The 24,933-nt window shown below is 67.6% G+C and carries 20 protein-coding genes; 6 read left to right on the top strand and 14 right to left on the bottom strand.

The genetic code is table 11. The annotated features are described in order from the left end of the window. The 3 genes from J2X58_RS13345 to J2X58_RS13355 all read right to left on the bottom strand — a co-directional run bounded on the left by J2X58_RS13345 (position 1) and on the right by J2X58_RS13355 (position 4,163). Complete coding sequence (locus tag J2X58_RS13345) at positions 1 to 2,103, bottom strand: ATP-binding protein (protein WP_310048758.1); 2,103 nt, start codon at positions 2,101 to 2,103, stop codon at positions 1 to 3. Continuing rightward, positions 2,072 to 3,562, bottom strand: a complete 1,491-nt coding sequence (locus J2X58_RS13350; RefSeq protein WP_310048760.1) for an ATPase domain-containing protein — start codon at positions 3,560 to 3,562, stop codon at positions 2,072 to 2,074. Before J2X58_RS13350 ends, J2X58_RS13345 begins: the two co-directional genes overlap by 32 nt. Positions 3,563 to 3,695: 133 nt before the next feature. Continuing rightward, entirely contained in the window at positions 3,696 to 4,163 is a 468-nt protein-coding gene (locus J2X58_RS13355; protein WP_090058331.1) for a hemerythrin domain-containing protein, read from the bottom strand. A gap of 213 nt (positions 4,164 to 4,376) precedes the next feature. Between J2X58_RS13355 and J2X58_RS13360 the strand changes: the two genes are divergently transcribed. Then, positions 4,377 to 6,575, top strand: a complete 2,199-nt coding sequence (locus J2X58_RS13360) for a hypothetical protein (protein WP_310048763.1) — start codon at positions 4,377 to 4,379, stop codon at positions 6,573 to 6,575. Positions 6,576 to 6,591: 16 nt separating this feature from the next. Here J2X58_RS13360 and J2X58_RS13365 read toward each other — a convergent pair whose 3' ends face one another. Then, positions 6,592 to 7,491: a LysR family transcriptional regulator gene (locus J2X58_RS13365; RefSeq protein WP_310048765.1), complete on the bottom strand. Its 900-nt coding sequence runs from the start codon at positions 7,489 to 7,491 to the stop codon at positions 6,592 to 6,594. 163 nt (positions 7,492 to 7,654) lie between these two features. On the opposite strand from J2X58_RS13365, the gene J2X58_RS13370 reads away from it, so the two are divergent. After that, positions 7,655 to 8,587: a pyridoxamine 5'-phosphate oxidase family protein gene (locus J2X58_RS13370; RefSeq protein WP_310048767.1), complete on the top strand. Its 933-nt coding sequence runs from the start codon at positions 7,655 to 7,657 to the stop codon at positions 8,585 to 8,587. A 52-nt stretch (positions 8,588 to 8,639) separates the two neighbouring features. Continuing rightward, a complete protein-coding gene (locus J2X58_RS13375; RefSeq protein WP_310048769.1) occupies positions 8,640 to 9,527 on the top strand; it encodes an alpha/beta hydrolase in 888 nt (295 codons plus the stop codon). Here the strand turns inward: J2X58_RS13375 and J2X58_RS13380 are convergent. From J2X58_RS13380 to J2X58_RS13400, 5 genes are all read right to left on the bottom strand, one after another. Beyond that, the gene (locus J2X58_RS13380) at positions 9,524 to 10,075 is read right to left on the bottom strand and encodes a GNAT family N-acetyltransferase (protein ID WP_310048770.1); all 552 of its coding nucleotides are present in this window, start codon (positions 10,073 to 10,075) and stop codon (positions 9,524 to 9,526) included. The genes J2X58_RS13375 and J2X58_RS13380 overlap by 4 nt on opposite strands. A 9-nt stretch (positions 10,076 to 10,084) precedes the next feature. Then, a complete protein-coding gene (locus J2X58_RS13385; protein WP_175472906.1) occupies positions 10,085 to 10,243 on the bottom strand; it encodes a hypothetical protein in 159 nt (52 codons plus the stop codon). A gap of 81 nt (positions 10,244 to 10,324) precedes the next feature. Continuing rightward, complete coding sequence (locus J2X58_RS13390; RefSeq protein WP_310048773.1) at positions 10,325 to 10,915, bottom strand: hypothetical protein; 591 nt, start codon at positions 10,913 to 10,915, stop codon at positions 10,325 to 10,327. A 159-nt stretch (positions 10,916 to 11,074) separates the two neighbouring features. After that, positions 11,075 to 12,340 carry an FAD-dependent oxidoreductase gene (locus tag J2X58_RS13395; RefSeq protein WP_310048775.1) on the bottom strand — a complete coding sequence of 422 codons (1,266 nt, stop codon included), beginning with the start codon at positions 12,338 to 12,340 and terminating at the stop codon, positions 11,075 to 11,077. Positions 12,341 to 12,400: 60 nt separating this feature from the next. Further along, positions 12,401 to 12,757 (bottom strand): carboxypeptidase-like regulatory domain-containing protein, encoded by a 357-nt coding sequence (locus J2X58_RS13400; protein ID WP_310048777.1) that lies wholly within the window; start codon positions 12,755 to 12,757, stop codon positions 12,401 to 12,403. Positions 12,758 to 13,018: 261 nt separating this feature from the next. Here J2X58_RS13400 and J2X58_RS13405 point away from each other — a divergent pair, with 261 nt between their 5' ends. Together J2X58_RS13405 and J2X58_RS13410 are read left to right on the top strand one after the other, a co-directional pair. Further along, a complete protein-coding gene (locus J2X58_RS13405) occupies positions 13,019 to 13,921 on the top strand; it encodes a hypothetical protein (protein ID WP_310048778.1) in 903 nt (300 codons plus the stop codon). Between the two features lie 90 nt (positions 13,922 to 14,011). After that, positions 14,012 to 14,776 (top strand): NAD(P)H-binding protein, encoded by a 765-nt coding sequence (locus J2X58_RS13410; protein WP_310048779.1) that lies wholly within the window; start codon positions 14,012 to 14,014, stop codon positions 14,774 to 14,776. 13 nt (positions 14,777 to 14,789) lie between these two features. On the opposite strand, the gene J2X58_RS13415 is transcribed toward J2X58_RS13410, so the two are convergent. Then, positions 14,790 to 16,427 (bottom strand): hypothetical protein, encoded by a 1,638-nt coding sequence (locus J2X58_RS13415; RefSeq protein ID WP_310048781.1) that lies wholly within the window; start codon positions 16,425 to 16,427, stop codon positions 14,790 to 14,792. A gap of 434 nt (positions 16,428 to 16,861) precedes the next feature. Here J2X58_RS13415 and J2X58_RS13420 point away from each other — a divergent pair, with 434 nt between their 5' ends. Then, positions 16,862 to 17,764, top strand: a complete 903-nt coding sequence (locus tag J2X58_RS13420) for a LysR substrate-binding domain-containing protein (RefSeq protein ID WP_310048783.1) — start codon at positions 16,862 to 16,864, stop codon at positions 17,762 to 17,764. Between the two features lie 43 nt (positions 17,765 to 17,807). Here J2X58_RS13420 and J2X58_RS13425 read toward each other — a convergent pair whose 3' ends face one another. The 4 genes from J2X58_RS13425 to J2X58_RS13440 form a co-directional block, all read right to left on the bottom strand. Then, a complete protein-coding gene (locus tag J2X58_RS13425; RefSeq protein ID WP_090058303.1) occupies positions 17,808 to 18,830 on the bottom strand; it encodes a L,D-transpeptidase in 1,023 nt (340 codons plus the stop codon). A gap of 163 nt (positions 18,831 to 18,993) precedes the next feature. Beyond that, entirely contained in the window at positions 18,994 to 21,687 is a 2,694-nt protein-coding gene (gene lanKC / locus J2X58_RS13430; RefSeq protein ID WP_310048785.1) for a class III lanthionine synthetase LanKC, read from the bottom strand. Between the two features lie 498 nt (positions 21,688 to 22,185). After that, positions 22,186 to 23,532, bottom strand: a complete 1,347-nt coding sequence (locus J2X58_RS13435; protein ID WP_310048786.1) for an ATP-binding protein — start codon at positions 23,530 to 23,532, stop codon at positions 22,186 to 22,188. Between the two features lie 7 nt (positions 23,533 to 23,539). Then, complete coding sequence (locus J2X58_RS13440) at positions 23,540 to 24,919, bottom strand: sigma-54 dependent transcriptional regulator (protein ID WP_310048787.1); 1,380 nt, start codon at positions 24,917 to 24,919, stop codon at positions 23,540 to 23,542. Positions 24,920 to 24,933: the final 14 nt, after the last annotated feature.

Below are 24,933 nucleotides of genomic sequence, written 5' to 3' on the forward strand. Positions count from 1 at the left end.
TCACCCGGCCGTCGATGCGCGGGCGAACATGCCGTTCACCGCCTGACTGAAGGCCCCGAGTTCGAACGGCTTGAGGATCATGCTCATGCCGGGGTCGAGGAACGCCGAGCGTGTCGCGGCGCCTTGCGCATACCCCGTCATGAAAAGCACCGGTAGCGACGGCTGCGACTGGCGAACGATGCTGGCGAGCTCGCGGCCGCTGCGCCCCGGGAGGCCGACGTCCGTGATCAGCAGATCGATCGCGGGATCGTCCGCGAGCGTCGCGAGCGCGGCATCGGACGCGTCGGCCGTCCGTACCCGGTAGCCAAGTTCGGTGAGCAGGTCGGCCACGAGCACGCGCACCTGGGGATCGTCCTCGACGAGAAGGATGCGCTGGCCACGACCGTCGGACACGGCGGCGTCCTGGCGCGTGCTTCGCTCCGCGGCTTCCTTGTCATGGCATGGCGGCAGGTAGAGCGCGACGGTGGTGCCGGCGCCGGGTCGCGAATGGACGCGGATGTGTCCCTGCGATTGCTGGATGAATCCGTAGATCATGGACATGCCGAGGCCGGTGCCCTGGCCGATCGGTTTCGTGGTGAAGAACGGCTCGAACACGCGGGACAGCGTGTCCTCGTCCATCCCGACGCCCGTGTCCGTGACGGAAATCACCACGTGCTCGCCCTCGGGGATGTCCCACCGCGTCGCCACGTCCTCGACCTCCGTACAACCGACCACGCCCGACCGGGCGCCCACCGCGACGCAGAGATCACCGCCCTCGGGCATGGCGTCGCGGGCGTTGATCGCGAGATTGAGCAACGCGCTCTCGAGCTGGTTGCGGTCCACCATGGCCTTCGGAACATCGTCGTCGAGGGTGACGGTCAGGCGCACCCGCTCGCCAAGCGTGCGCGCGAGCAGGTCCTCGAGCGAACGCACGAGCCCGGCCGCGTCGACCGGCCTCGGGTCCAGCGACTGACGGCGGGAAAACGCGAGCAACCGCTGCGTCAGCGCGGCCGCCCGCTCCGCCGAACCGCTGGCCACGTCGATGAAGCGGCCGAGATCGTCGGTGCGACCCTGGGCGATACGCATCCGCATGACGTCCATGGCCGCGAGGATGCCCGTGAGCATGTTGTTGAAATCGTGCGCGATGCCGCCGGTCAGCTGGCCGACGGCTTCCATCTTCTGCGCCTGGCGCAGCGCGGCCTCGCTGCGTTCGCGCGCCGCCATCTCCGCCTCGAGCTCGGCCGTGCGCTCGGCCACGCGAGCCTCCAGCCGCGCCGCCTCGTGTTCGATGGCCTGCAGGGCGACCTTCCTCGCCGTCACGTCGGTGGCGAACACGTGGAAGCCGTCGACGCTGCCGTCGGAAGCGTGCCGGGGCAAGTACCGTATCTCCGCGTCGCGCCGCTGGCCGCTTCGGTGCGGCCAGCTCACCTCGATCCGCACCGGGCGCCCGAGCAAAGCCTGCGCGATGGCGTCCTTTCGCGTGGCCCAGGGCTCGGGTCCGATGACGTCCTCGACCTTTTGCCCGACGATCTCGCTCAGCGGCTTCCCGAGCCAGGATTCGTACGCCGCGTTGGCGAAACGGTAGACGAGACCGCGATCGATGAAGGCGATCAGCACCGGGAGCGAGTCCGCGATCAGCCGGAGCTCGGCTTCGCTCGCGGCAAGCGCCGCCTGGCTCGCCGCCAGGCTGAGCATCTGATCCCGGATGACGAACTGCCTCTGCCGGGCCTTCAGCGCCGCGGCCACCGCGCTGACCAACGAGGCCTCGCCCAAGGGCCGTTCCAGTTCGACGAGGTTGATGACCTCGGGCGGCAACGCGGCGCGGTGCGCCAGCGTGTGTGCACGCGCGGGACGCAGCAGGATGAAGGGAATGTCCGACCATGCCTCCTGACTTCGGAGCACCGCCACGAGGACCGACAGGTCGCCGGATATGGCTTCTTCGGTCAGCACGACGGCGCCGACGCGTTCGTCCAGCGCCGGCGCCATCGCCTCCAGCGACGGATGGACGGTCGCAACGTAGCCGGCCCGGCGGAGCACGTCCGCGATCGTGTCCGCATCGCGGCGATAAGGCGCCGCGATATAGACGGGCTTGCTAGCCGGCACCGCGCTGCTCCAAGAGCGCATCGGCGGCACCGACGAACTGCGGCGTGCCCGTCAGCACGCCGCGGAACTGATCCAGAGGCGCGCTGAGGCGCAGCCCGTGATCGTCCACGCGCAGCTCCCGAATCGTGTCCTCGTGCGCGCCGCTACGGTTCTTGATGACCGAGATGGCCTTGCGGATACGGCCCTGTGCCTCGAAGAAGCGAAACAGGATCACGGTGTCCGCCATGTAGCTGACATTGATGTCACCCACCGACATCGATCCCACCAGTCCGTGCTGCGGGTGGATGAGGATCGTACTGACGCCGTTCTGGTTGAGGAACGAGAGCAGCTCGTGGACCTGCAACATCAGCTGCTTTTCCTGCGGCATCGACGTGAAGTACCCGTTGAGGCTGTCGATCACCAGCATCCGGCATCCATCCTCCACCGCACGGCGGATCGTCCAGGCGAACTCGCCGGGCGAGATCGCCGCGGGATCCATCTGGCGCAGCGTGAGCAATCCGCTCTCGATGTGCGGCCGAAGATCCAGGCCGAGCGATTCCGCTCTCGTCAGCAGCGTCCCCGTGCGTTCGTCGAACTGGAAGATGGCGCATGCTTCTCCGCGACGGCAGGCCTCCGCGACGTACTGCAACGCGAGATTCGTCTTGCCTGAGCCCGCAGGCCCGGTGAGGAGGGTGCTGGTACCGCGCAAGGGGCCACCGCCGAGGAGCTCGTCGAGTTCGGCGATCCCACTGAGCACCGGTTCGCCGACGAAAGGCGCGTGGTAAGCCGAAGCGATGAGGCGGGGATACACTTCGAGCCCGCCCGTGCGGATGGCGAGATCGTGGTAGCCGGCCATGAAGTCGACGCCGCGGAGCTTCTGGACCTGAAGCCGGCGCCGGGCCGCGCCGAAATCGAGCGTCAGGCGTTCGAGCGAAATGACGCCGTGGCAGAGGCTGTGCAGGTGGGCGTCGCGTCCGCCGCCCTCACCCGTCAGGTCGTCCACCAGCATCACCGTGATGTTGCGCGGTGCGAAAAACTGCTTCAGGGCCAGGACCTGGCGCCGGTAGCGAAGCGGATCCTGCGCAAGCAGCCGCAATTCCGAAAGCGAATCGAAGACGATGCGGCTCGGATTGGTACGTTCCACTTCGGCCTGGATCAACCGAACGGTGCCGTCGAGTTCCATCTCCCAGGGATGCAGCACCGACTGCTGGCGACCGTCGCCCAGAACGGCTTCGGCCGACGCGAGCTCGAACAGGTGCAGGCCGTCCAGTGACCAGCCATGCGCCTCGGCCACTTCGGCGAGCTCGTCGGCCGTTTCGGAAAGGGTGACGTAGAGGCAGCTCTCGCCCTTGGCCAGGCCGTCGAGCAGGTAACTCAATGAAAGCGTCGTCTTGCCCGAGCCGGGCTGTCCTTCGAGCAGATAGAGCCGGTTGGCGGGGAGCCCACCGCCGAGAATGGTATCGAGACCGCTGGTACCGGTCGAAACGCGCTTTGGGGGCATGGACGGCTACCGGGCTGTTAGGCGACAGAGCGAGCCGGTACATGACCGGCGCGGAGCGCTGCGTATCGTGGCCCGGCGTGAGTTAGCGCGACGTGAGCGCCCGCCACCAGGGTCGGGCGCCCGCATCGCGTCGTCAGGCTGCCGCCTTCAGCTCGGCGAGCAGCTCTGCCTTGCGAGCCTCCATGCGGGCGCCCAGGTCCTGCAGCTCCTCCTTGCTCAGGAGCTTTTTCGCGTCCTTGAACATGTCGCCCTCTTCTTCCTCGACATGGTGTTCGATCAGTTCCTTCAGGACCTTGGCGCGACCGGAGAACTGCTCGGTCGACGGGTCGGTGTTCAGGAGGTCGGGCAGAACGAGGTCTTCCGCGGCGCGGTGCTCCTCGAGGGCCTCGTAGTACATCTTTTCCTCGTCCTTCTTGCCGGCGGCCTTGAACGCCGGATAGAAGATCTCCTCCTCGATGGTCGTATGCGCCTTGAGGTTCACGTGGATCTTCTGCAGCAGCTCCTGACGCTTCTTCACGGCACGGGTCGTGGACTCGGCGAGTTCTTCGAGCAGCTGCTTGACCACCTGGTGGTCCTGCTTCAGCAATGCGATGGCATCCATGGGTTCTCCTGGCGATGGCTGGGAAGGTCTAGCCTCACAGCGACACGGTGACGGTCGCGTAGCGCCCAACCGTTATGCCGACGACGAAAAGTTGACCCGGAAGGGCGATCCCGGTGGCGTGGTCTGGCGTGTCGCGGTCGATCGCTAGTCAATTTCGGCCAGAAGGCCGCCCGCGTGCCGTTTCGTCGACACGTCGCTTTCTTCAATGACGCCATGAAGACACCACAGACAACGGCACAGGCGGTAGCGCACGACGAGACCGATGTCTCGCGGCGCGCGTTTCTCCTCCGGAGTGCCACCGTCGCTGGCGGCCTCGGCCTTGCGGGCGCCGGATGGTCCTGGCTGCTCGCGACGCCCGCGGTCGCCGCCGATGCGCCGGCCGTGGAAACGATCGTCCGCGCGCGCCGGGAGCTCATCATGTTCCACGGCCAGTCCAACGCCGTGGGCACCGGCGGCCGACCGGCGCTGACGCTGCAGCAGATCTATGCCAACGTGACCTTCAATGGCGGCGTGCGCCCGGGCACCGATACCACGGCGATGACGAGCCTCGCGCCATTGGTCGAATACGACGGGGGTCACGGCACCGGCGGCGAGGTCGGCACGAACGCGTGCGCGGACGGCCTCGTCGAATACACGGCCGCGCTCGATGGCGTTCCCTACGAAGCGCAGTACAGCCGCTACAGCGCGTTCACCAGCGCGGAGGGCGGTCGGCCGATTGGTTACTTCGCGACGTTCCTGGACGATACGAACCCCGGTGGTTACCAGGGCTGGCTGAACAGCCGCACGCGCCTGAAGGCGATGCTCGCGTTGATGCGCGAGGAAGGCCGGCGCGACGGCACGAGCATCGGCTGGCTCGCGACCACATGGCAGCAGGGGGAAACCGACTCGACCGGGCTGACCGAAACGCGTGCCAGCTACCGGACGAAGCTCGTGGCGCTGGAGCGCGCGCACTGGCTGAAGCTCTGTCAGGTCGACCTGCCCGAGCAGGCATGGCGCCCGCTTTGGCTCGTCGCACAGGTATGCAGCCACAACAGCTACGGCACGACGAGCATGGCGTTCTGCAATCCTTTCATCGCGCTCGCGCAGCGCGACGCATGCGCGTCCAGCCCGTACCTCCGCATGGTGAACCCGCAGTACGTCTTCGATTACGTCGACGAATCGTCCCTCGACCAGCCGATGCTCCACCTGACCAACGAGAGCCACCGCTGGCAGGGCCGCTACTTCGCACGCGCCATCCATCAGCTGATCCAGGACCGCACCGCCGGCGCCCCGCTACGCCATCCGGCGCTGGACATGGTCGCGGCCGTCCGGGTCGACGCGCGGACGATCGACATCGTCTTCAACGTCCCCGCGGGCGGCGTGACGATCGATACGGGCTGGGTCGCCGCGACGCGCAACGCCGGCTTCGACGTGCGCGACGCCAACGACGCGCTCGTGATGGCGAACGACACCGACGACAACCTGATCGACACGGTGGAGGTCGTCGCCGTCGACACGATTCGTCTTGGCCTGAAGACCGACTTGCCTGACCATGCGCGCAAGGTCACGCTGGGTTGGGGCGACGTCGCGGAGCCCGCCGGCATCGCGGGCCGTGTCGGCGGACCGCGCACCAACATCCGTGACGGTGCGGGCGACTTCGACGTCTACGTCGCCAGCGACGGCAGCACGCGGCCGATGCACAACTACGCGCTGGTCGGCGACATCGACCTGGCCTGGATGGCGCGGGCTCAGCCGAACGGCGAATGGCATTTCGATGGCGATGCGCGCAGCGACCTCATCGACCGATCGGGAAGCGGCGCCGCCGCGCTCGTTCCGATCGGCCGGCCGGCATTCACGAGTCGTGGCGCGCTCTCGCCCAACAACACCCACGGCTTCCGGACGGACATCGACGAGACGGCGAGCATCACCTACGCCGCCGTGTTCAGCACGCCGGTCGGCGTCGGTCCGGCCAGCAACGCCGGTCGCGCGCTCGGGACGTTCCAGGGTTTCGCGCCGCGGCTCGCGGGTTCGACGCTGCAACACTCCTACGACGCCGCGGTCGACGAGTCCGGGCGCACCGGCTTCCGCCTGGCGCTCACGAACGACATGAAGGCCCTGACGACGGCGACGCCGCAACCGGTAGCGACCCGCGCGGCGCCGCGTTTCGCGATCGTTTCCATCGACACGGCGAGCGGGACTGTGCGTTTCTACTGCCCGGCCTTCGAAGGTGCGCTACGGGAAGAGGCTCACGACGGGCTCGCGGCACGGCCGCTCAACGGCAAGGTGCTCGTCAACGCGTGGAAGGACGGCGGCGACGCGGGCGGCATGGGGGCGATCCTCACGCGCTACGTCGCGGTGTGGCAACGGGCATTGAGCGCTGACGAGATGCGCCGGGAATACGAGCACGCGCGTCGCCTGTTCGGCCAGGTCTGACCGGATCGCGTGCCGGCTAGTGCAGGTGTGGATGGGCGCGCAGGTATTCGACCAGCCGGTCGATGAACTGGCGAACCTTGATCGAACCGAACTTGCTCTCCCGATGGAGCACGTGGATCGGCCAGGGGGCTTCCTCGTACTCCGCCAGCACGACGACCAGCCGCCCCTCCTCCAGCTCCGCGGCAACCTGGTACGACAACAGGCGGGCGATGCCGAGGCCGGCGACCGCGGCGGCGATGGCCGCGTCGTTGCTGGTGACGGTGAGTCGCGGATGCATGTGCACCATCGTCGGGTCGTCGGCGGTGCCGAACTTCCAGTCCACACGGGGCGAGACGCCGCTCGCGGCGACGATGGTGTGGCGAAGCAGGTCGGCGGGATGGTCGGGCGTGCCGTGGCGCGCCAGGTACTCCGGCGACGCGCATAGCACGCGACGTGTGCGTCCCACCTGGGTGGCGCGCAGGCCGGAGTCGGGCAGCGGGCCGATGCGGATCGCCACGTCCATGCCCTCGTCCACGATGTTGACGACGCGATCCAGGAAGTAAGCGGCGATGTCGACCTCGGGGAAGTCCTTCAGGTAACGAACGATGCACGGCATGACGTACGCCTTGCCGAACAGCACCGGTGCCGTGATGGCGAGATTCCCCCTGGGCGTGGCGTTGACGCCGGCGACGGCCTCGTTGGCTTCGGCGATGCTGGCCAGGATGTTGCGGCTGTCGTCGAGGTAGCGCCGGCCCGCGTCGGTGAGGCGCACGCTTCGCGTGGTGCGTGCCAGCAGCTTGACGCCGAGGTGCTCTTCCAGCGACGCGATGGCGCGCGTCACGGCGGCGGGCGACAGGTCGAGGCGTCGCGATGCCGCGGCGAAGCTCTCTTCCTCGCCGACGCCCACGAAGACTTTCATGAGGTGGAGCTGATCCATCGTGCGGTTCCGGACGGGCGACGGTCCGATTATTTCGCAAGGCGACGGCAAGAGGTAGCCGGCGGCATCGTTCCGCAGGGCGAAAGAGTCAATTACGCCTCGCCACGTTCCGCCCGCTCGGGCCGCTGGCCAGAATGAATCCATTCCAGGCGAAACGACGGCCATGAACGATTCCTTCTCCTTCCACCCCGGTGAACGCTCGGCGCAGGAACGGGCCGGTGAGTCCGCCACCGCGATGCGCAACCGGGCCATCGTGGCCAATTCCGTGGTAGCCGGTGCAAGACCCTTCATCGCGCAGCAGTTCATGGTGGTCGTCGGGAACGTCGATGCATCCGGAAAGGTCTGGGCCTCGGTGCTGTACGGCCAGCCGGGCTTCGCGCGAACCCTCGACGGTCGATCCATCCACCTGACTCTGGCCGCTCAGGCGCGTGACCCGATGGATCCGATCTGGAGCGGTGTCGCTCCGGGCAACGACCTGGCCATGTTGTTCATCGAACTCGGCACGCGTCGCCGGTATCGCGTCAACGGCACCGTGCTTCGCGTCGACGACGAAGGGATCGAGATGGCCGTGCACGAAGCGTTTCCCAACTGCCCGAAATACATCCAGCGACGCGAACTGCGTGGGTTCGCCGATGTCGCGGCGGCCCCGCAGGCGGCTTCGGGCCGTGTGCTCCGTGGCAGCGTCCGCGATGTCGTCGATGCCGCCGACACCCTTTTCATCGCGAGCCAGCATGCCGAACACGGCGCGGACGTGTCGCATCGCGGTGGCGACGCCGGCTTCGTGCGCGTCGTGGATGAGGCGACGCTGCGCATACCCGATTTCGTGGGCAACAGCCTCTTCAACACGCTCGGCAACCTCGGCGTCGACCCGCGCGCCGGCCTCGCGATCCCCGACTTCGCCGGCGGCCGGTTGTTGCAACTGACTGGACGGGCGTCCGTGCGGTGGGACGGTCCGGACGCCGCGAACGAAACCGGCGGCACCGGACGGTTCCTCGAGTTCCACGTCGATCGGTGGGTCCTTCGCGACGCGATGCCACGCGCGCAGTGGGAGTACCTCGACGCGTCGCCTTACAACCCGCACAGCTCAGCACCCTGATCGCTCTTCTACGAACCTCGCGCACACGCTCAAAGCACCCGGAGAAACCACCATGAACACCACGAACCTGAAGAAACTTCCCGTCACGTTCCATCGCCACGTCGACATCGACGGCGTCAAGGTCGCCTGGCGCGAAGCCGGCCCCGCCGACGGTCCCGTGATGCTTCTGCTGCATGGCTTCCCGACGTCGTCGCACATGTTCCGCAACCTGATCCCGGCACTCGCGGACCGTTATCACGTGATCGCGCCGGACTACCCGGGCTACGGTGAAAGCGGCACGCCTGATCGATCGACGTTCGATTACACGTTCGAGAACTTCGGCAACCTCGTCCGCAAGCTGCTCGCACACCTCGAGGTCGAGCGTTATGCGATGTACGTGATGGACTATGGCGCGCCGGTGGGCTGGCAGTTGTTCCTGAAGAATCCGGAGAAGCTGACCGCGCTGGTGATCCAGAACGGCAACGCCTACGAGGAGGGCCTGAAGGGTTTCTGGGATCCGATCAAGAAATACTGGGTCGACGGCTCGAAGGAGAGTCGCGACGCGATCCGCAACCTCGTGTCGCTCGAGACCACGATCTTCCAGTACACCGACGGCGTCGACGACAAGGAGCGCATCTCGCCCGACAACTGGATCCACGACCAGGCGCTGCTCGACCGGCCGGGAAACGAGGACATCCAGATGGACGTGATGTACGACTACCGGAAGAACGTGCCGCTCTATCCCGAGGTGCAGCGTCTGCTGCGCGAGCATCAGCCGCCGTCGCTGCTGGTGTGGGGGGAGCGCGATGTCATCTTTCCCGCCGATGGTGCGCACCCGTACAAGCGCGACCTGAAGGATCTGGAGTTCCACCTCATCCCGACCGGCCACTTCGTCCTCGAGGACCGCGGTGACGAGGTGATTCCGATGATCAGGGATTTCCTGGATCGCAAGCTCGCTTAGGATGCCGTCCGCAAGGACGTCGAGCCCGGGTGGAATGCCGCCCGGGCCGCGACGAAGACGAGGCTTTCGGCAAGCGTCGGCGCATCGTCGAGCGTGCCGAAACGGCGCATGCCGACCTTCTCGAGCACGCGGATCGATGCGGCGTGATCCGGCCTGACGAGCGCATAGACGTCGTCGAGCCGGAGCGCGCCGAAGGCGTTTTCCAGGGCCGCACGCGCGACTTCCGTCGCGTATCCCCTCCCCCACGCCTCGACAGCGAAGCGGTAGCCAAGGTTGATGCGGTTGACGCCGCCGTAGTCGTAATGCGACAGGCCGCCGAACCCGATGACGTGCGCAGGCTCGTCGTTGGTCGAGACCGCCCAGGGGCCGAAACCATGATTCCGCCAGCAGGCCAGCCAGGTTTCCAGGACATGATCGGCCGTCGCCTGGTCGGGCAACGGGCCCGCGGGGTTGAACGTGTTGGTTGCCGGATCGCCGTAGATGGCGAACACGCATGCCGCGTCGCCGGAGGCCACGGGCCGCAGTTGGAGACGCGCGGTTCTGGTCATGCGGAAACGTTACTTCGCGACGAAGTAGATCGCCAGCACCAGCACGGCGACGACGACCAGCACCGCGAGACCGACCGCCGCGAGCCGCCCGAGCACGGACGCGCCCACGTCGCTCGGTGTCTCGTCGGGCTCCGCCTGGTGCGTCACGCGTGGGTCGTGCTTGGCCATGTCACGTCTCGGTGAGTGCGTTAAGGCGACCAGCAAACCATCAAACGAATGCGCGCGGAGTGAACGGCCCGATCCGCGATGTCACCGCTGCGCGGCGCAGCGCCCCGGGGGCGGCCAGTTCGTCACGCGCGTGGTCGCCGGCAGGTCGGCGTCGTGGAGGATCAGCGCGAAAGCACGGCGCGGGGTGTTGCCGATCGCCATCAGCAACATGGGTTCTTCGCCGGGCATGACGATGGTGTTTCCGGGACCATGTCCGGTGTGGACACCGCTCTTCATCTCGAGGCAGGTGTCGCCGTCGATGGCGTAGAAGGCTTCCGGCCCCGAATGCTTGTGCACCGGCGCGCTCATGCCCGGCGAGAAATAGGAGTGCACGTACTCGGCGTCGAACGACGCCGCCTTCGTCACGGGCAGCGGCCCCACAGTCGCTACGTGGGTTCCTCGCGGAGCGCGCCACGATTCGCCGGCGATCGTGAAGAGCCACACCTTGCCGAAGTCGCTGACCACGGCGCCATGCCGATCCATCGCCGCGCGGGCGGCCGCCTCGTCAGGGTAATTGTCGATGTGCCAGTAGATCGGCTCGTCGGGAAGCGCGCCGAGTGCCTTGCGCGCCAGCAGGCAGGCGGGACCCGGCGGTTCCGTCGCCACGCCCGCGGGGCAAGGACGCGATGTCACGACCGCACCATCGTCCGCCGCCAGCGATGTCGACGACCAGACGCCCGCAGCGACGGCCAGTAACAAGACAGTCAGATACGATCGCATGTCGAATCCCCCCCGAGGCGTTTGCCGCAATCTACGCCGGCCGTCCCTCGGAATCGAGCGGAAGACGGCGCCTCAGATCCGTATCGCTGGAGGTTCCGGCAGAAGCCGCGAGAGAACCTCGTCCGCGGCGCGTATTCCCGTCTCGAGCGCGCCATGGGCGGTGGAGAACGATGCGGGGTGCGTCGCTTCTCCTGCGAAGAACAGCGTGTCCTCGAATGGCGCGGCCAGAACGGCGCGCTCGCCGGCATGAGTCGGCAGCGCGTGGCTGTAGGAGCCACGTACGTAGGTCTCGCTGCTCCACGACGAGGCGACCAGGGGGCGCAGGTGACGGCGCGCGTCGCTGCCGAGCAGGCCCTCCAGCATCCCGAGAAGCGCGTCGAATGTCGCGGCTTCGCCCTCGGCCGATACGCGCCATGCGCTCCGGCCGCCGAGGAAGGTTTCGATCACCGGACGGTCGAGCGGGCGCAGGTAGAACACCGGACTGTCCGGGTCGTGGGGATCGGCGATCAGGGCGGTTTCCGTCGGCAGCTCGATGTCGCCATCGATGCGCAGGAACAACTTCTCGTCGCAGCCGAGGGGAAGGCGCGAGGCCGCGTGTCGCCATGGGTCCAGCGCGTCGGGAAGCCGCAGGGTGTCGCCGGTGAGGACGTTGGTCGACATCGTCAGGATCGCGGCGCGGCAGCGCACGGTGCCGGACGGCGTCGACAGCGTGACGCCCGGGGCGCCGAGCGAGATACGCTCGACCGGCGTCGCCGGGCGACACACAACGTCCGGAGGCAGGCTCGCCGCGACCAGGGTGCCGTAGCCACGTGGAACCCGCCAGTTGTTCTCGGTCGCCGCGCGCTCGTAGGCATTGTAGTCGGCCGCGGAGATGCGTTCGAGCGGTGCCCCGCTGATGTATCCGCTCATCGCCTGCAGGTAACCGTTCCAGCGTCCGCCGTCGTCGAGCGCGTCGGACGCCTTGTCCGACACCGGCGGCGACGCCATGAGCCGATCGTGCCAGGCACGGAACGCCGCATGGGCCTCGGCCTGTTCGCTGGCGGAGAACCGTGGATGCGGCTGGGGTTTGTCCCACGCCGCGGGGCGGTGGTCGATCTCCCAGCCGAGGTCCTCGGCGATGGGCCGCCATGCGTTGCGGTCGGCCGTATGCAGCCATCCGCAGCCCATGTCGAGAGCCATGCCATCGACATGGCGTGTCCACGCGCGGCCGCCGAGGCGCTGCGACGCTTCGAGCAGCCACACCGTCAGACCCTGCCCGGAAAGGCGACGTGCCGCGCCGATGCCGGCGGCACCGCCGCCGACGATCGCCACGTCGACATCGAACGTCTTGCCTGTCACCCGATGATCTCCCGGACGCCACGAGCCTATCGTGGCGCGGGGGTCATCGACGCCGCGTGATCAGCCGCCGGCCTCGCACACGTCGTTCTCGCACGCGAAGTCGATCTGGCTGTTGGCACCGACACGGATCGGGATGTTCTTGCGCGTGTCCACCGTCGTACCGTCCTTGTCGAGCGTGACGGTATAGGTCCCCATCGGCAGGTTTCCCAGCCGATAACGGCCCTTCTTGTCGATCGTGGTATCCCGGTGCAAGCCCGCGCTGCTCACCGCCACGACCTTCGCCCCCGCCGGACCGTGACCGCCGATGGTGCCAGCGGTCGACTGGGCCTGCACCGGCGCGCAGATCGCCGCTCCCACGGCGACGGCGGCGACGAGCGCCAGGCGGCGCATGCCGTTCGTCGAAAGCATGTGCTTCATGTGTTCCCCCTATGCATCGTTTGCTGCCCGCACGGCAATCTAAGCGATGAGGACGCCGCGGGAAAGTGGGATCGGCGTCGTCTGGAGCTTTGTTACAAAACGACACGAATGCGGCGGCGGGATGGCCGCGAATGGTGCGTCCAGGGAAGCGATCCTCGGTTCGAAGCGACCGGGTGGCGTCCCCCAGACCGTGTTTCACACAATGAACCAATACTCGGGAGTCCGAAGGGGTAGGATCGGTGGACGCGCGAGGTAGGAATCATGAAGAACATACTGCTGCAGACGACCATCGAACACGACGACAACGACTGGGCGATTGAACGGTTCAGCCTGCTGAAGGCCCATCTCGAGGGTCTCCAGGACGAAACGGGCGAGGTCGCTTTTCGCGTCACGGCCCGGAATCGCGATCCGCTGCCGCAAGACGACAGCGTGCTGTCGCGCCTGCACGAGTCGGATGTCGACCAGCTCTGGCTTTTCGCGGTCGATACCGGGCACGGCCTCACGGCCAACGATTGCGAGGGCATCAGCCGGTTCCGCCGCAGAGGCGGGGCGCTGATGGTCACGCGCGATCACATGGACCTCGGCAGCTCCGTCTGCACGCTCGGTGGGGTCGGCGCGGCGCACCACTTCCACTCGCAAAACCCGGAGCCGGATCCGAGCCGGCATTGCATCGACGATCGCGAAACCACCTATATCTCGTGGCCCAATTACCACTCGGGCGCCAACGGCGACTATCAGGACGTGTTCGTCGAAGGCCCGGCGCACGCGGTACTGGCCGATCCGGAATCCGAGACGGGCGTGATCCGTTTCCTCCCCGCGCATCCTCACGAAGGCGCCGTGAGCGCGCCGCCGGACGACCCGTCCGCTCGCGTGATCTTGCGCGGAAAGAGCCAGACCACCGGCCGCGACTTCAACGTCGCCGTCGCCTTCGAGGCATCGAACGAGGGCGGCCGTGCCATCGCGCAGTCCACCTTCCACCACTTCGCCGACTACAACTGGGACGTGCAGGCGGGTTGCCCGTCGTTCGTCTCGGAGGCACCCGGCAGCAAGATGCTCGCGTTCCCCGAGGCGCTCCGCTCGACGCACCGCTACGTCCGCAATCTCGCGTTCTGGCTGAGCGAACATCCGCGGACGACTGGTGCCTCCAGGGAAACATCCCCTTGACCCGGCCGTGCCTACCGCGCCTTCCGCGGGCGGCATAGCATCGAATGCCGGCGGCCGTTCCGCGTCGCCGGTTATCGTTGCGAGGTAGGCATGAACATCGTCGTCCTGGGTGGCAAGGGTGTGGTGGGACACCATGTGGTGGACCGTCTGCGTCGCGAAGGTCACGACGTGACGGTCGCGTCGCGATCGACGGGTGTGGACATCGGCACCGGCGAAGGCCTGGTCGATGCGCTGGCAGGTGCGGACGTGGTCATCGACGCGACCAACGCATCGTCGTACACCACGCAAGAAACGTTCGACTTCTTCCGGAAGGGCATCGACAACATCCTGGAGGCCGAGCGGATCAACGGCGTCGGTCATCACATCGCCATTTCGGTCGTCGGCACCGAACGCATCGACGACAGCATCTACTTTCGCGGAAAGCGCTATCAGGACGAGCGGATCCGCAAGTCGGGCGTTCCTTTCTCGATCGTGCATGCGACGCAGTTCTACGAGTTTCTCGTGGCGATCGTCGTGTCGGCCGAGCGCGAGCAGATCGTCGAACTCGCGCCCGCGTGGATCGAGCCTGTGGCGGCCGCCGATGTGGCGGCCGTGATCGCGGAACTCGCGTCGGGCGATCCCCTCCTTGGTTCGTTGGAGATCGGCGGACCGGAGCGGGAACGCCTGTCCGACCTGATTCGTCGTTTCGTCACGATCATGGAAGCGCCGTGCGACGTACGCACCATCGAAGACGCCCCGTACTTCGGCGCGCGGGTGAAGGAACGCGTGTTGTTGCCCTGCGACGGCGCGAGGCGAGGCGAACTCGGGTTCCAGGCCTGGCTGTCGCAGTCCGAGTTCGCCCGCGTGGACTGGTAGGTCACCGCGTCGTTCATCGCGATCCCAACGCTCCACCGTCCGCGGTGGCCACCTGGCGGACAGGCGGTTCGTCGGCCGGGTAGTCGACACGGTGATCCCGCAACACCGCGAGCAGCGCAGCGTCGCGGTATCCCCCGGCGCGCAGTCGCTCGATCAGCGGCGCCGCGTCGTCCTTGCGCTCCAGCGCCAGCAGCGCTTCGGCGCGCAACGCGAGCAGGCGCGGGTCATCCTTACCGCTCTTCGCGTTGGCGGTGTCGCGGAAGGCGTCGACGCGCAGCGCATGCGCGGTGCCCGGATCGGTCGAGGCGTAGGCCTGCACCAGTCGCGCGGAAGCCATGGCAAGCACCGTCGCCCGGTCGTCGGGCTGCTTCGTGCGAAGGGGAGTCAGCAGGCGCAGCGCCGCCTGGGCCTGCTGTCGCGCCGCGGCGGCATCGCCAAGCGCGCGCGACTGCGCGGCACGCTCGACCAGCGTCTCCGCGTACTCGCGCTGCCAGGCGGCGTTGGATGGATCCTGTCGCGTCAGGCGGAGGAAGATCGATTCGGCTTTCGTGGTCAGACGGATCGCCGCGAGCAGGTCGCCGGAAAGACGGCGGAGCCGCGCCAGCTGGGTTCCATACAAGGCGATCTGCTCCTGCAGGTCGGCGTTGCTGGGGTCGAGCTCGGCCAGTTCCGTGGCTTCGTCCACGGCGTGCTGCAGGCGCTCCATGCCGGATGCGACGTCGCCCGCGAGCGCCTGCGTGCGACCGAGGATCGCCTGGACACTGATCAGATTGCCGCGGCGGTCGATGTTCTTCGGGTCGGCAAGCGATAGCCGGGTCTGCAGGCGCTCGTCGAGCGAGTACTTGGCGACGGCGTCCCCGAGGTCGCCACGCATTAACGCGAGCTTGCCGAGGTTGTTGTACGCGATGCCGAGCGATTCGGCCCACTCGCCGTTCGCCGGTTGCAGGTCGACGAGGCGCCGCATCAGCACGAGCATGCGCCGGTACTGCGTATCGGCATCGTCGAGCTGGCCACGCATCTCCATGACGTGGCCGATGTTGTTGTCCACCAGGGCCAGCTGGAACGTGAGCGCGGGATCGTCGGGCGTCTGCTCGAGCGCGCGTTGCAGGATCGCCTGCGCGGCGGCGTAACTTGTCTGCGCGTCGTCGAGACGGCCCTGCCGCCAGTGGACGATGCCGATGAACCCATGCACTTCCGCGAACGCGGCCTGGCTGGCCGCATCCTGCGGCCTGTTGCCCGCGAGTCGCGCCGCCAGGGGCAGCGCGGCCTGGTACGAGGCGAGCGCGTCGCCAGGCTGGCCCTGGTCGAGCCGCACGCTGCCGATCTTTTCCAGCGCGCTCACGCGCTGGGCGAGCGAGCGCGCGCTCAGCTCGTCGGCAGGCTGCGCCTGGAAATAGCGGATCGCCCGATCGTCGACGGCGGCCATGACGTCGAGGCGCGCGACCTGTGCGAGCTTGTCGTTGAGGTCGCCCAGCATGAACGCGACGAGATCCTCGGCCTCTTTCTGCCGACGCTCGGCGGCGTGCCGCGCGAGCCAAGCCTGCACCGCGAGCGCGCTCGTGATCGCCATGACGCCGGCGGCGACGACGGCGAGTGCGACGGCACGACGCGTCCGGCGCTGTACGTCCCGGCGCCCCAGCTCGTCGCTCACCCGAAAGGTAGGCCAAAGCTTTCGCGGTACCGGTCCGAACGCAGTGGGACGGCCGATCATCCTCCTCGGCACCGCGTAACTCTCCAGCGCGCGGTGCGGCCGACGCGCCCAGCCGTCGTCCTGATGGCTGTAGCTGACGAAGACGCGGTACCGGAATGCCGGAACCGGGGCGGCCTGGATCGTCACGCGCGTCGTTCCCATGGGCTGGCGCTCCCTGCACCGATGTCGGCATCCACACGGGGTGGAAGCCGGACGTGGGCGACCGGCCCTGACGGTCGCGGGCAACCACCCTAGCACCAATAAAAGGGGACGCGCGTCATACCTTTACGCGAATTGCACGTTTCCGGCGCTCTCTTGCGCAAGTCTCGGCGCACCGCTTTACCTTTGCCCGAAAAGCCTCGTATAAGCGATTCATCCTTACGCAGGCGGCAACGATGAACATCACGCTCGACGAGATCCAGAACTTCATCGCCGTGGTCGACACAGGATCGATCACCGCCGCCGCGCAGCAACTCGACCAGACCGTCTCCGCCGCGAGCCGCACCCTCGGTCGGCTCGAACAGAAACTGTCCACCACGCTGCTCCGACGCACGACGCGCCGTCTCGAGCTGACCGAGGAGGGCGAGGCGTTCCTGGAGCGTGCGCGAGAAATCGTCGCGGCCGTGGAAGGCGCCGAGGAACAGATGGCGTCGCGTCGCAGTCGTCCCGCCGGGCGACTGCGTGTGGATGCCGCGTCGCCCTTCATGCTCCACGTCGTCGTGCCGCTGGTCGCGGGCTATCGCGTGAGATACCCGGATGTCGAGCTGGAGCTCCACAGCAGCGAGGGCTACATCGACCTCCTCGAACGTCGCACCGACGTCGCGCTGAGGATCGGGCGCCTGAAGGATTCCACGCTGCACGCGCGACCCATCGCCACGAGCCGCGTGCGCTGCCTGGCCAGCCCGGCGTATCTCGCGAAGGCGGGCACGCCCCGCAAGGTCGCCGACCTCGCGAAGCATTCGCTGCTCGGCTTCACCGAGCCGGACTCGCTGAACCACTGGCCCGTGCTCGACCAGAAGGGGCAGAACGTGCACATCCGGCCGACGCTGAGTTCGTCCAGCGGCGAGACGCTCCGGCATCTCGCCCTGGAAGGGAACGGCATCGTCTGCCTGTCCGATTTCATGACACGCGCCGATCGCGCATCGGGCGCACTGGTACCCGTGCTGGAGAAACACTGGTCCGAGCAGCGTCAGCCGATCAACGCGGTTTATTACCGCAACACCGCCATCTCGGCGCGCATCGCGTCATTCGTCTCGTATCTCGTCGAGGCCATCGGCGACGACGGTTTCGAGTTCTGACGGTCGGCTTCCTTGCCGAAGGCGCGGCCAGGCGAATGCTCGCTCAGACGCCCGGCGGGTTCGAGTCGAGGACCTTGACCTTCGGGCCCGTCGATTCGGGCTGCATGCTCTCGTCGGTCGCAAGGAGGACGGAACCCGGGGTAAGGAGGGGCAGCACCTTCTCCATGAATTCGCGCGGCACGGCCACGCGATCGACCAGCGCCTCGCTGACGACCTTGCCGGCTTCGTCACCGTGGCCGGGAATGCCGATGGTGATCCAGTTCGGCATGCGCAGGCCGTTGCGTTCCGGCATGAAGCCCGCGGCGACGATGAAGGCGTGCGTGCCCACCAGCGGGTCGGTGACCTGCACGCGGCTGCGTCCGATCTCGATGCCGTTGCGCATCACGATCACGGTGCCGTCCGCGACACTCAGGACCATGGAGATCGGACCGCTCGGCGACGCATCGGGCGTCCATCGATAGGGCTGCCCATCCGCCAGCGGCGCCAGCGCGAGATCGGCGCCGTTGCGCGGGTCGATGGGAATGACGGCGCTGGGATGCACCACGGACACAGGCGCCGTACCTTCCTCGGCCACGACGACCGTCATGCCCATGTTCGTGGTGTCGAACAGGAGGCGCGCGAACTCCGTCGGCATGTGCACGCAGCCATGCGACTCCGGATACCCCGGCAATCCACCGGCGTGCAACGCCACACCATCCCAGGTGAGGCGCTCCTGATACGGCATGGGCGCGTTGTCGTACTTCTTCGAGTGGTGGTCCTTGTCCTTCTGCAGGATGGAGAACACGCCGGTCGGTGTTTCGTGCCCCTTCTTGCCGGTGCTCACCGTGCTGACGCCGATCAGGATGCCGTTGCGATACACGTACGCGCGCTGCTCGGTGAGGCTGACGATCACCGCCATCGGACCAGGCGACTTGTCGCGGGCGCCCCAGATCCATTGCCCGGGCTTGAGCGCGGATGGCGGCGTATCCGCCGGACTCGACTGGAGGGAGCCCCAGATGGGTACGGCGGCCTGAGCGGCCGAGGCGAGCGCGACGGACAGCGCGATGCCGATGAGCAAGCGTTTCATGACGACTCCAGATCCCCGATGCGCCGCAGGTTAGCCGCATCGGCGGACGCGTGCGAGTACGTTCGTGCCGTCGATTGTCCACGCGCTTCGTCCCGCTCCCACCGGCACCGGCGCCGGTGGGAGCCGTCTTGCGCGACGACGCCTAGGGAAGCGCCATCGCGTGTCAGGCGGCCGCGTGGACCTGACGATGCACGTGGACCATCGGGAGGTGTTCGTCGAGCATGAACGACGCGGAGGCGCCACGCCGCAGTCGATCGAAGAAGGCGGCCACGCCGGCGTTGCCGGTGGCGAGGTCGCAACTCAGGCGGAGCAGTTCGGTGCCAGGCACCGCGAGGCCCTGGGCACGGCGGATGAGGAACGGCTCGATGCCCCCTGCCACCTGGCGGGCCGCGGCGACATAGGCCTCCTCGCCATCCGGGAACAGCATGGCGAGATCGAGCAGGACCTCGCCGATGCCAGCGAGGCCTTCGGCCATGCCGGGCGAGATCGCGTGCCGTCGCATGAGGTCACGCTGCATTTCCTTCGTCATATCGAGGTAGCGCTGCTCGCCGGTCACCGCGTGGAATCGCGCGGCGACGGCCGCCACGCCCGCCGTGCCATGCCGGAGGTACGGGTACAGCGTCACCCCATCGACCTGCTTCGGCCAGCTGGGATCGCCATCGGGATTCGCGCGGCGTTGCGCGATGTCGAATGCCAGAGCTTCCCGCGCCGCGCGGAGGAAGCGCGCGTTCGCGCCCGCCGCGACATGCAGGTGAAGAAGGAAGAGCGCGACCCCCGAGGCGCCATGCCCCAGTCCGACCGGCTGTGGCCGGGACGACTCCCAGTGCAGCGTGCCATCTCCACCCCGGTCGTAGCCGGCGTCGTGCAACAGCGTTTCGCCCACGTCGATGGCCGCATCGAGGAAATCGTGATCGCCCGTCTCGTACCAGGCCTTCAGCCGCGCCAGACCCCACCCCGCCATGCCGTCGTAGAGCCCGGCTCGCGCCCGGATAGCCTCGTCGAGCGGAGCCCTGAGCAACGTCAACGCCGCTTCCCGCTCGCCGGCGTCCAACAGCACCCAGGCGATGCCGGCGTCGCCATACATCAGGCTCGACCCGCGGTCCCGCTTGCTGCGCGCACCGGCGAGGACATAAGAAAGCAAACCCTCTGGCGCACGGCGGCCGCCGCGCATGTAGGCATGGAGAACGCCGGCGGCACCGTGCGCGACGCCCCACGGGTGGCTCTCGAATACTTCGGGACCGGCGGGAACGAAGCGGTCCGGACGTGCCACGGACGCCATCGCGTCGATGAACGCGAAGAGCTCGCCGGCGGGGTCCATGGCGCCGGGATGTGTCGCGGGGCGCGCAGGTAACGGCCCGTCATCGTGGTGAAGCGCCTCGACCGCCTCGCGCAACGTGTCCATCGCCGCCGTCGGCGACGGACGCCGCGCGGGGTCGCTCGACAACAGCGCGTCGATGGTCTCGACGAACACCATCGGATAGCCCATGTCACGGCACATCGTGCGCGTGAAACGCAGCGCCGCGTCGCGGTCGAGCGGCAGCATCGCGTTCATGGGCATCATCGCCGCGAGCAGGTTCGAGCCGAACGCGTATGCGTCCTCGGCGCGGGTGTCCACCGGTTCTTCACGCCGGGGGCGCGGTGATGCGAAGCCAGGCGTGCGCACGTCCAGGGGCATATCGAGCCCATCTTCGACCGCCGCCTCCATGTCGATGAGGCGGATGTCGCCATCCCGCATGACGATGCAGTTGTGGAACGACAGGTCGCCCAGCGACACACCCGCCGCATGCACGCGCTCCACCGCCTGCGCCATGCGCGTGAAAACCCGCACGACGTCGTCGAGGTAGGCAAGTACGTCCTTGCGCCCGGCGCGCGTCTTCAGCCACGGGTACCGGCGCGCGAGCCAGCTGCGTAACGTATCGCCCTCGATGTACTCCTGGACGAGATAACTGTGCTCCCAGTCCTGGAAGTGCGCGACGGGGAGCGGCGCCACGTGCAACGGCGCGAGGCGACGAAGCAGACGGAACTCCTTGCGCAACGTCGCGGTGGCGGTTTCGCCACCGCCGACATACGGCCGCGCCTCCTTGATGACGACGGGCCGGCCTTCGTCGAGATCGTCGCCCAGGTAGACGCCGCCTGCGGAAGAGAAGGTCAGAGCGCGGCGTATCCGATAGCGGCCGCCCGCGAGGTGCGCGCCGCGGATGCCCTTCGCATCGTCGTCGCGAGGAAAGGGGTCGCGCAGCCACTCGGGCAGGTGGAAGTGCGGCTTGCGCTCGTCGGGCTCCATCGCGCCGTCGGGCCGGCGCAAGAGCCACTCACGCCGTCCGTCCGCGAGGGTGCGATGCTCGCCCGCGATCCCGCCATAGCGGTAGTAGAGCACCCGCGAGTCGCGGTAGCGCCGGTCGCTGAGCACATAGGGTCCCGCATAGCCGGACAAGGCTTCGTGCAGGTCTTCGATCACGCGCCGGAAGTCTTCCACGCCGCGCGGGTACACCGTGATGAACTTGCCCGAGCCGCCGCGCGGCCAGCGCTTGCCGTTGATGGCCGCGTGCATGCGTGAGTCCGCGGCGAACTTGAATGCCGTTCCCGAGGCGACCAGCGTGGCCGCCGCGATGGCGAGCACGATGCGGGCCGTCGAAGCGACGCTGGAGATGTGGATTTTCCATCCCTGGGTGGGCAGACAGGCGCCCGGTGGTGTGCACTGCATCCAGATGCCCGACCTGTGGAAGGTCCATGTGCCGGGAACGATGCGTCTTACAGGTTCAATGAAGTCGGCGGTATCGACATCGCGTCGTGCGAAGGGTTCGAAGAATTCCCGATCTACCGCCGTGTACTGCAAAAGCTCGGTGCGTCGCCCCATGGCTGCCGAATCGTCCCCTGGTGTTGTGACCGGAACCCGGCGGCGGACGAGGACTCCGCCCCATCCACCGCCTTCGCCTCCCGTCTTCCGTCGATGCCGCCGCCGCTACCCACAGCGGACGACATCACGCTTCCCGCGCGTCGTGGCGCGTCCCCTACTCTTCGAATCCGTCCGCGTTGGCGGCCGAGCAGCCTCGGTTGCTGCAGCTGCTGTAGTTCGTCGCAGTTTCGTCCGCCTGTCCCATGTCCGCTTCCAGGCGTTGTAAATCGAGTATCCGCTCCATCGTGCCTCCGTTGCTGGTTTGGAAACGTACGCCTGCGGAAGGTGCGGGCGCGGGCAGAATCTAGGACCGCCAGGGACGGGCAGACAACACCCTGACTGCGGCTTGCGCGTCGATCGATGCCTGGCGCGTGATGTTTTTGTGCCGACCGTATCGAATCCGGTCAGACGGTCGTCCGGAAGCGGACGCGTCCGTCCACTTCCGGACAGCCGCCGATGTCATCGCAAGGGTTCGAGTGGAAGACGGACGCTCGCTATGGCGCCACGGCCGTCCCGGCGCGGAACGAGATCCACGCTGCCCGCATGCGACTCGACGATGAGCCGTACCAGGCTGAGTCCGATACCTGAGCCTTCCGCCTTCGTGGTGAAGAACGGCACGAACAGGGCATCGCTATCCGGGAGCCCGGGTCCGTCGTCTTCGATCACGACGCAGACGAAGCGTTCATCCGCCGACCAGTCGAGGCGGACGCCGCCGCCCAGGGGGAGCGCCGCTTCCACCGCGTTGCGCAGCAGGTTGATGAACGCCTGGGCGAGCTGGTCCTCGTCGCCATGGATCGTGACGGGCGCCGTCCCCTCGACCACGATGCGTAGACGGCGCTCCAGGACCGCGAGGCGCAGCAGCGACAGGTCCAGCCGGAAGATGGATGGGCGCAGGGGCGGAAGTCTTGCCAGCTTCCCATAGCCCGAAAGGAAGCGACCGAGGGAATCGGCCCGGCGTCCGATCGCCTCGAGGCCCAGACGCATCTCCTCGGCCGCGTCGAGCTCCGGTCCGAGCAGGGAGGCAAGACTTCCTGCGAGTGAGCCGATGGGACCGAGCGAGTTGTTGAGTTCGTGGCTCAGCACGCGAATCAGTCGTTGCCATGCGCGGCGCTCTTCCTCACCCAGCGTGACGCTGAGGTCGCGCAACATGATCAGCCGGTGATCGCGCCCGTTACTGCGCCATGATGCGCGACGGATCGCCCAGCGCCCGTGCCCCCCGGGAAAGCGACCGGAGATCACGGCGTTGTCGGGCGCTTCGAGCGCTTCGCCGAGCGCGAGGCTCGACAGATCGCGGCCGACCACCGAGGTGCGTTCCGCGCCGATCAGGCGACGACCCGCCGGATTGATGAGGCGCAGCCTGTTCTGGTCGTCGACCACGAAGATCGGATCCTGCAAGGCGATCAGCGTCTTACCGAGGAACCGCGATGCCTCCGTGCGCTTGCGGCGTCCGTCCCGCAGCTCGTCGCCGAGACGGTTCACGTCGCGAACCAGTTGCTGCAGCGGGTCGTGGCCGGGCCGTACGCGACCGCGGATGCCCAGGTCTCCCTCGCTCATCGCGGCGAGCAGGTCGGACACCGTGGTGAGTGTGCCGAGCATGCGGTTCGTCGCGATCCAGCCAAGCAGGAGCGTCGCCCCCATGCCGAGGCAGAAGATGAGTAGCCGATCCGTCCAGCCGAGGTTGTCGACGAGTACCAGCATCGCGCCGGCGATCGTCGTCGGCGCCAGGCTCGCACCGATCCATGCGGCCGCGCCGAGCCGGACGAGGCGTCCATCCGCGAGTGCGATGCCGCTGGCGTCCTGCGTCATGGAGATCTCAATCGACGGACTCGAAGGTGCCACGCGATCGCTGCTTCTCGAGACGGCGGTACAGCGCTTGCCGCGAGATGCCGAGGTCGTCGGCGGCCCTCTGCAGATTCCGGCCATGACGGGCCAGCGCCTGCCGGATCAGCAGGTCCTCCGCTTCCGGCAGGGTCAGCGTGTCGAGCAGCAGCGGGGTGCCGGACGGACGGTGCAGGCCGAGCGAATCGGCGTCGATCTCGTCTCCCGCCGCGAGGAGCACCGCGCGCTCGACCGCGTGCTCGAGCTCGCGGACGTTGCCGGGCCAGTCGTACCCGCGCAGCGCACGCTCCGCCGATGGCGCGAACGACATGGCGGAGCGCGACCGCCGCCGGCACTCGTAAAGCAGAAAGTGGCGCGCGAGCGGCACGATGTCGTCCGAGCGCTCGCGAAGCGGCGGCAACCTCACCTGCATCGCATTCAGGCGGTAGAGGAGGTCCCTCCGGAATCGCTCGCTGCGTATGGCCGCCTCGAGGTCCATGTTCGTGGTGGAGATCACGCGTACGTCGACACGCCGTGTGCGCATGGTGCCGCCACGCTCGAGCTCGCCCTCCTCCAGGACGCGCAGCAGCTTCGCCTGTTGCGAAGGCTGGATGCTGCCGATTTCTTCCATGATCAGCGTGCCGCCGTTCGCCAGTTCGAAGCGCCCGGGCCGCGACACGGGACCCTCCTCGCCGAACATCTCGTCCGCGAAGCGCGACTCCGGCAGGCTGCTCATGTCCACGCGGATGACCGGCTCCTCCGCACGCGGCGAGCGCGCGTGGATCTCGCGCGCGAACAACGATTTCCCGGTACCGTTCTCCCCGCTGATGAGCACATGGGCGTCACCACGCGCGATGCGGTCGATGAGCTCCACCACACGGCGCATGGCCGACGATTCGCAAGCCCGAAGTATGTCTCCCGACTGTCGTGCGAGTGCCGCTTCTTCACGCAGGCGCCGGTTTTCGTCCCGCATCGTCCGCAGCGCGATCTGGCTACGGACCGAGTGGACCAGCCTTGCGTTGTTCCACGGCTTTTCGACGAAGTCGGCGGCGCCGAGCTTCATGGCGCGAACCGCGAGGTCGACGCTCCCCCAGCCGGTCATCGCGATCAACGGTACATCCGGCGCTTCGTGGCGCATGCGCGTGACGAGTTCCAGGCCCTCGTGCCCCGAGGTCGTGTCCGCGGCATAGTTCAGGTCGACGAGCGCGCACTCGAAGTCTTCACGAGCGATCGCGTTCATCGCCCCCGCCGGCGAGTCGACTTCGACCGAGCGAATCCCCTCGGCGCGGAGCAGGATGCGCATGGCCAGCCGAACATCGGGGTGGTCGTCGACGACGAGCACGGCGGCGCCCGCAGCGTGGGCATCGAACTTCATGGCACACCTCATCT

It is taken from the genome of Luteibacter sp. 3190, assembly GCF_031456385.1.
In the GTDB taxonomy this organism is placed as follows: Bacteria; Pseudomonadota; Gammaproteobacteria; order Xanthomonadales; family Rhodanobacteraceae; genus Luteibacter.

What these genes read in the sequence shown, in the direction of transcription:
- lanKC (WP_310048785.1), bottom strand. Translation starts at nt 21,687, where the DNA reads ATGGGGCGACGCACCGAGCTTTTGCAGTACACGGCGGTAGATCGGGAA.
- J2X58_RS13435 (WP_310048786.1), bottom strand. Translation starts at nt 23,532, where the DNA reads ATGACGCAGGACGCCAGCGGCATCGCACTCGCGGATGGACGCCTCGTC.
- J2X58_RS13350 (WP_310048760.1), bottom strand. Translation starts at nt 3,562, where the DNA reads ATGCCCCCAAAGCGCGTTTCGACCGGTACCAGCGGTCTCGATACCATT.
- J2X58_RS13385 (WP_175472906.1), bottom strand. Translation starts at nt 10,243, where the DNA reads ATGGCCAAGCACGACCCACGCGTGACGCACCAGGCGGAGCCCGACGAG.
- J2X58_RS13355 (WP_090058331.1), bottom strand. Translation starts at nt 4,163, where the DNA reads ATGGATGCCATCGCATTGCTGAAGCAGGACCACCAGGTGGTCAAGCAG.
- J2X58_RS13425 (WP_090058303.1), bottom strand. Translation starts at nt 18,830, where the DNA reads ATGAAACGCTTGCTCATCGGCATCGCGCTGTCCGTCGCGCTCGCCTCG.
- J2X58_RS13410 (WP_310048779.1), top strand. Translation starts at nt 14,012, where the DNA reads ATGAACATCGTCGTCCTGGGTGGCAAGGGTGTGGTGGGACACCATGTG.
- J2X58_RS13420 (WP_310048783.1), top strand. Translation starts at nt 16,862, where the DNA reads ATGAACATCACGCTCGACGAGATCCAGAACTTCATCGCCGTGGTCGAC.
- J2X58_RS13365 (WP_310048765.1), bottom strand. Translation starts at nt 7,491, where the DNA reads ATGGATCAGCTCCACCTCATGAAAGTCTTCGTGGGCGTCGGCGAGGAA.
- J2X58_RS13360 (WP_310048763.1), top strand. Translation starts at nt 4,377, where the DNA reads ATGAAGACACCACAGACAACGGCACAGGCGGTAGCGCACGACGAGACC.
- J2X58_RS13400 (WP_310048777.1), bottom strand. Translation starts at nt 12,757, where the DNA reads ATGAAGCACATGCTTTCGACGAACGGCATGCGCCGCCTGGCGCTCGTC.
- J2X58_RS13370 (WP_310048767.1), top strand. Translation starts at nt 7,655, where the DNA reads ATGAACGATTCCTTCTCCTTCCACCCCGGTGAACGCTCGGCGCAGGAA.
- J2X58_RS13345 (WP_310048758.1), bottom strand. Translation starts at nt 2,103, where the DNA reads ATGCGCTCTTGGAGCAGCGCGGTGCCGGCTAGCAAGCCCGTCTATATC.
- J2X58_RS13375 (WP_310048769.1), top strand. Translation starts at nt 8,640, where the DNA reads ATGAACACCACGAACCTGAAGAAACTTCCCGTCACGTTCCATCGCCAC.
- J2X58_RS13380 (WP_310048770.1), bottom strand. Translation starts at nt 10,075, where the DNA reads ATGACCAGAACCGCGCGTCTCCAACTGCGGCCCGTGGCCTCCGGCGAC.
- J2X58_RS13440 (WP_310048787.1), bottom strand. Translation starts at nt 24,919, where the DNA reads ATGAAGTTCGATGCCCACGCTGCGGGCGCCGCCGTGCTCGTCGTCGAC.
- J2X58_RS13405 (WP_310048778.1), top strand. Translation starts at nt 13,019, where the DNA reads ATGAAGAACATACTGCTGCAGACGACCATCGAACACGACGACAACGAC.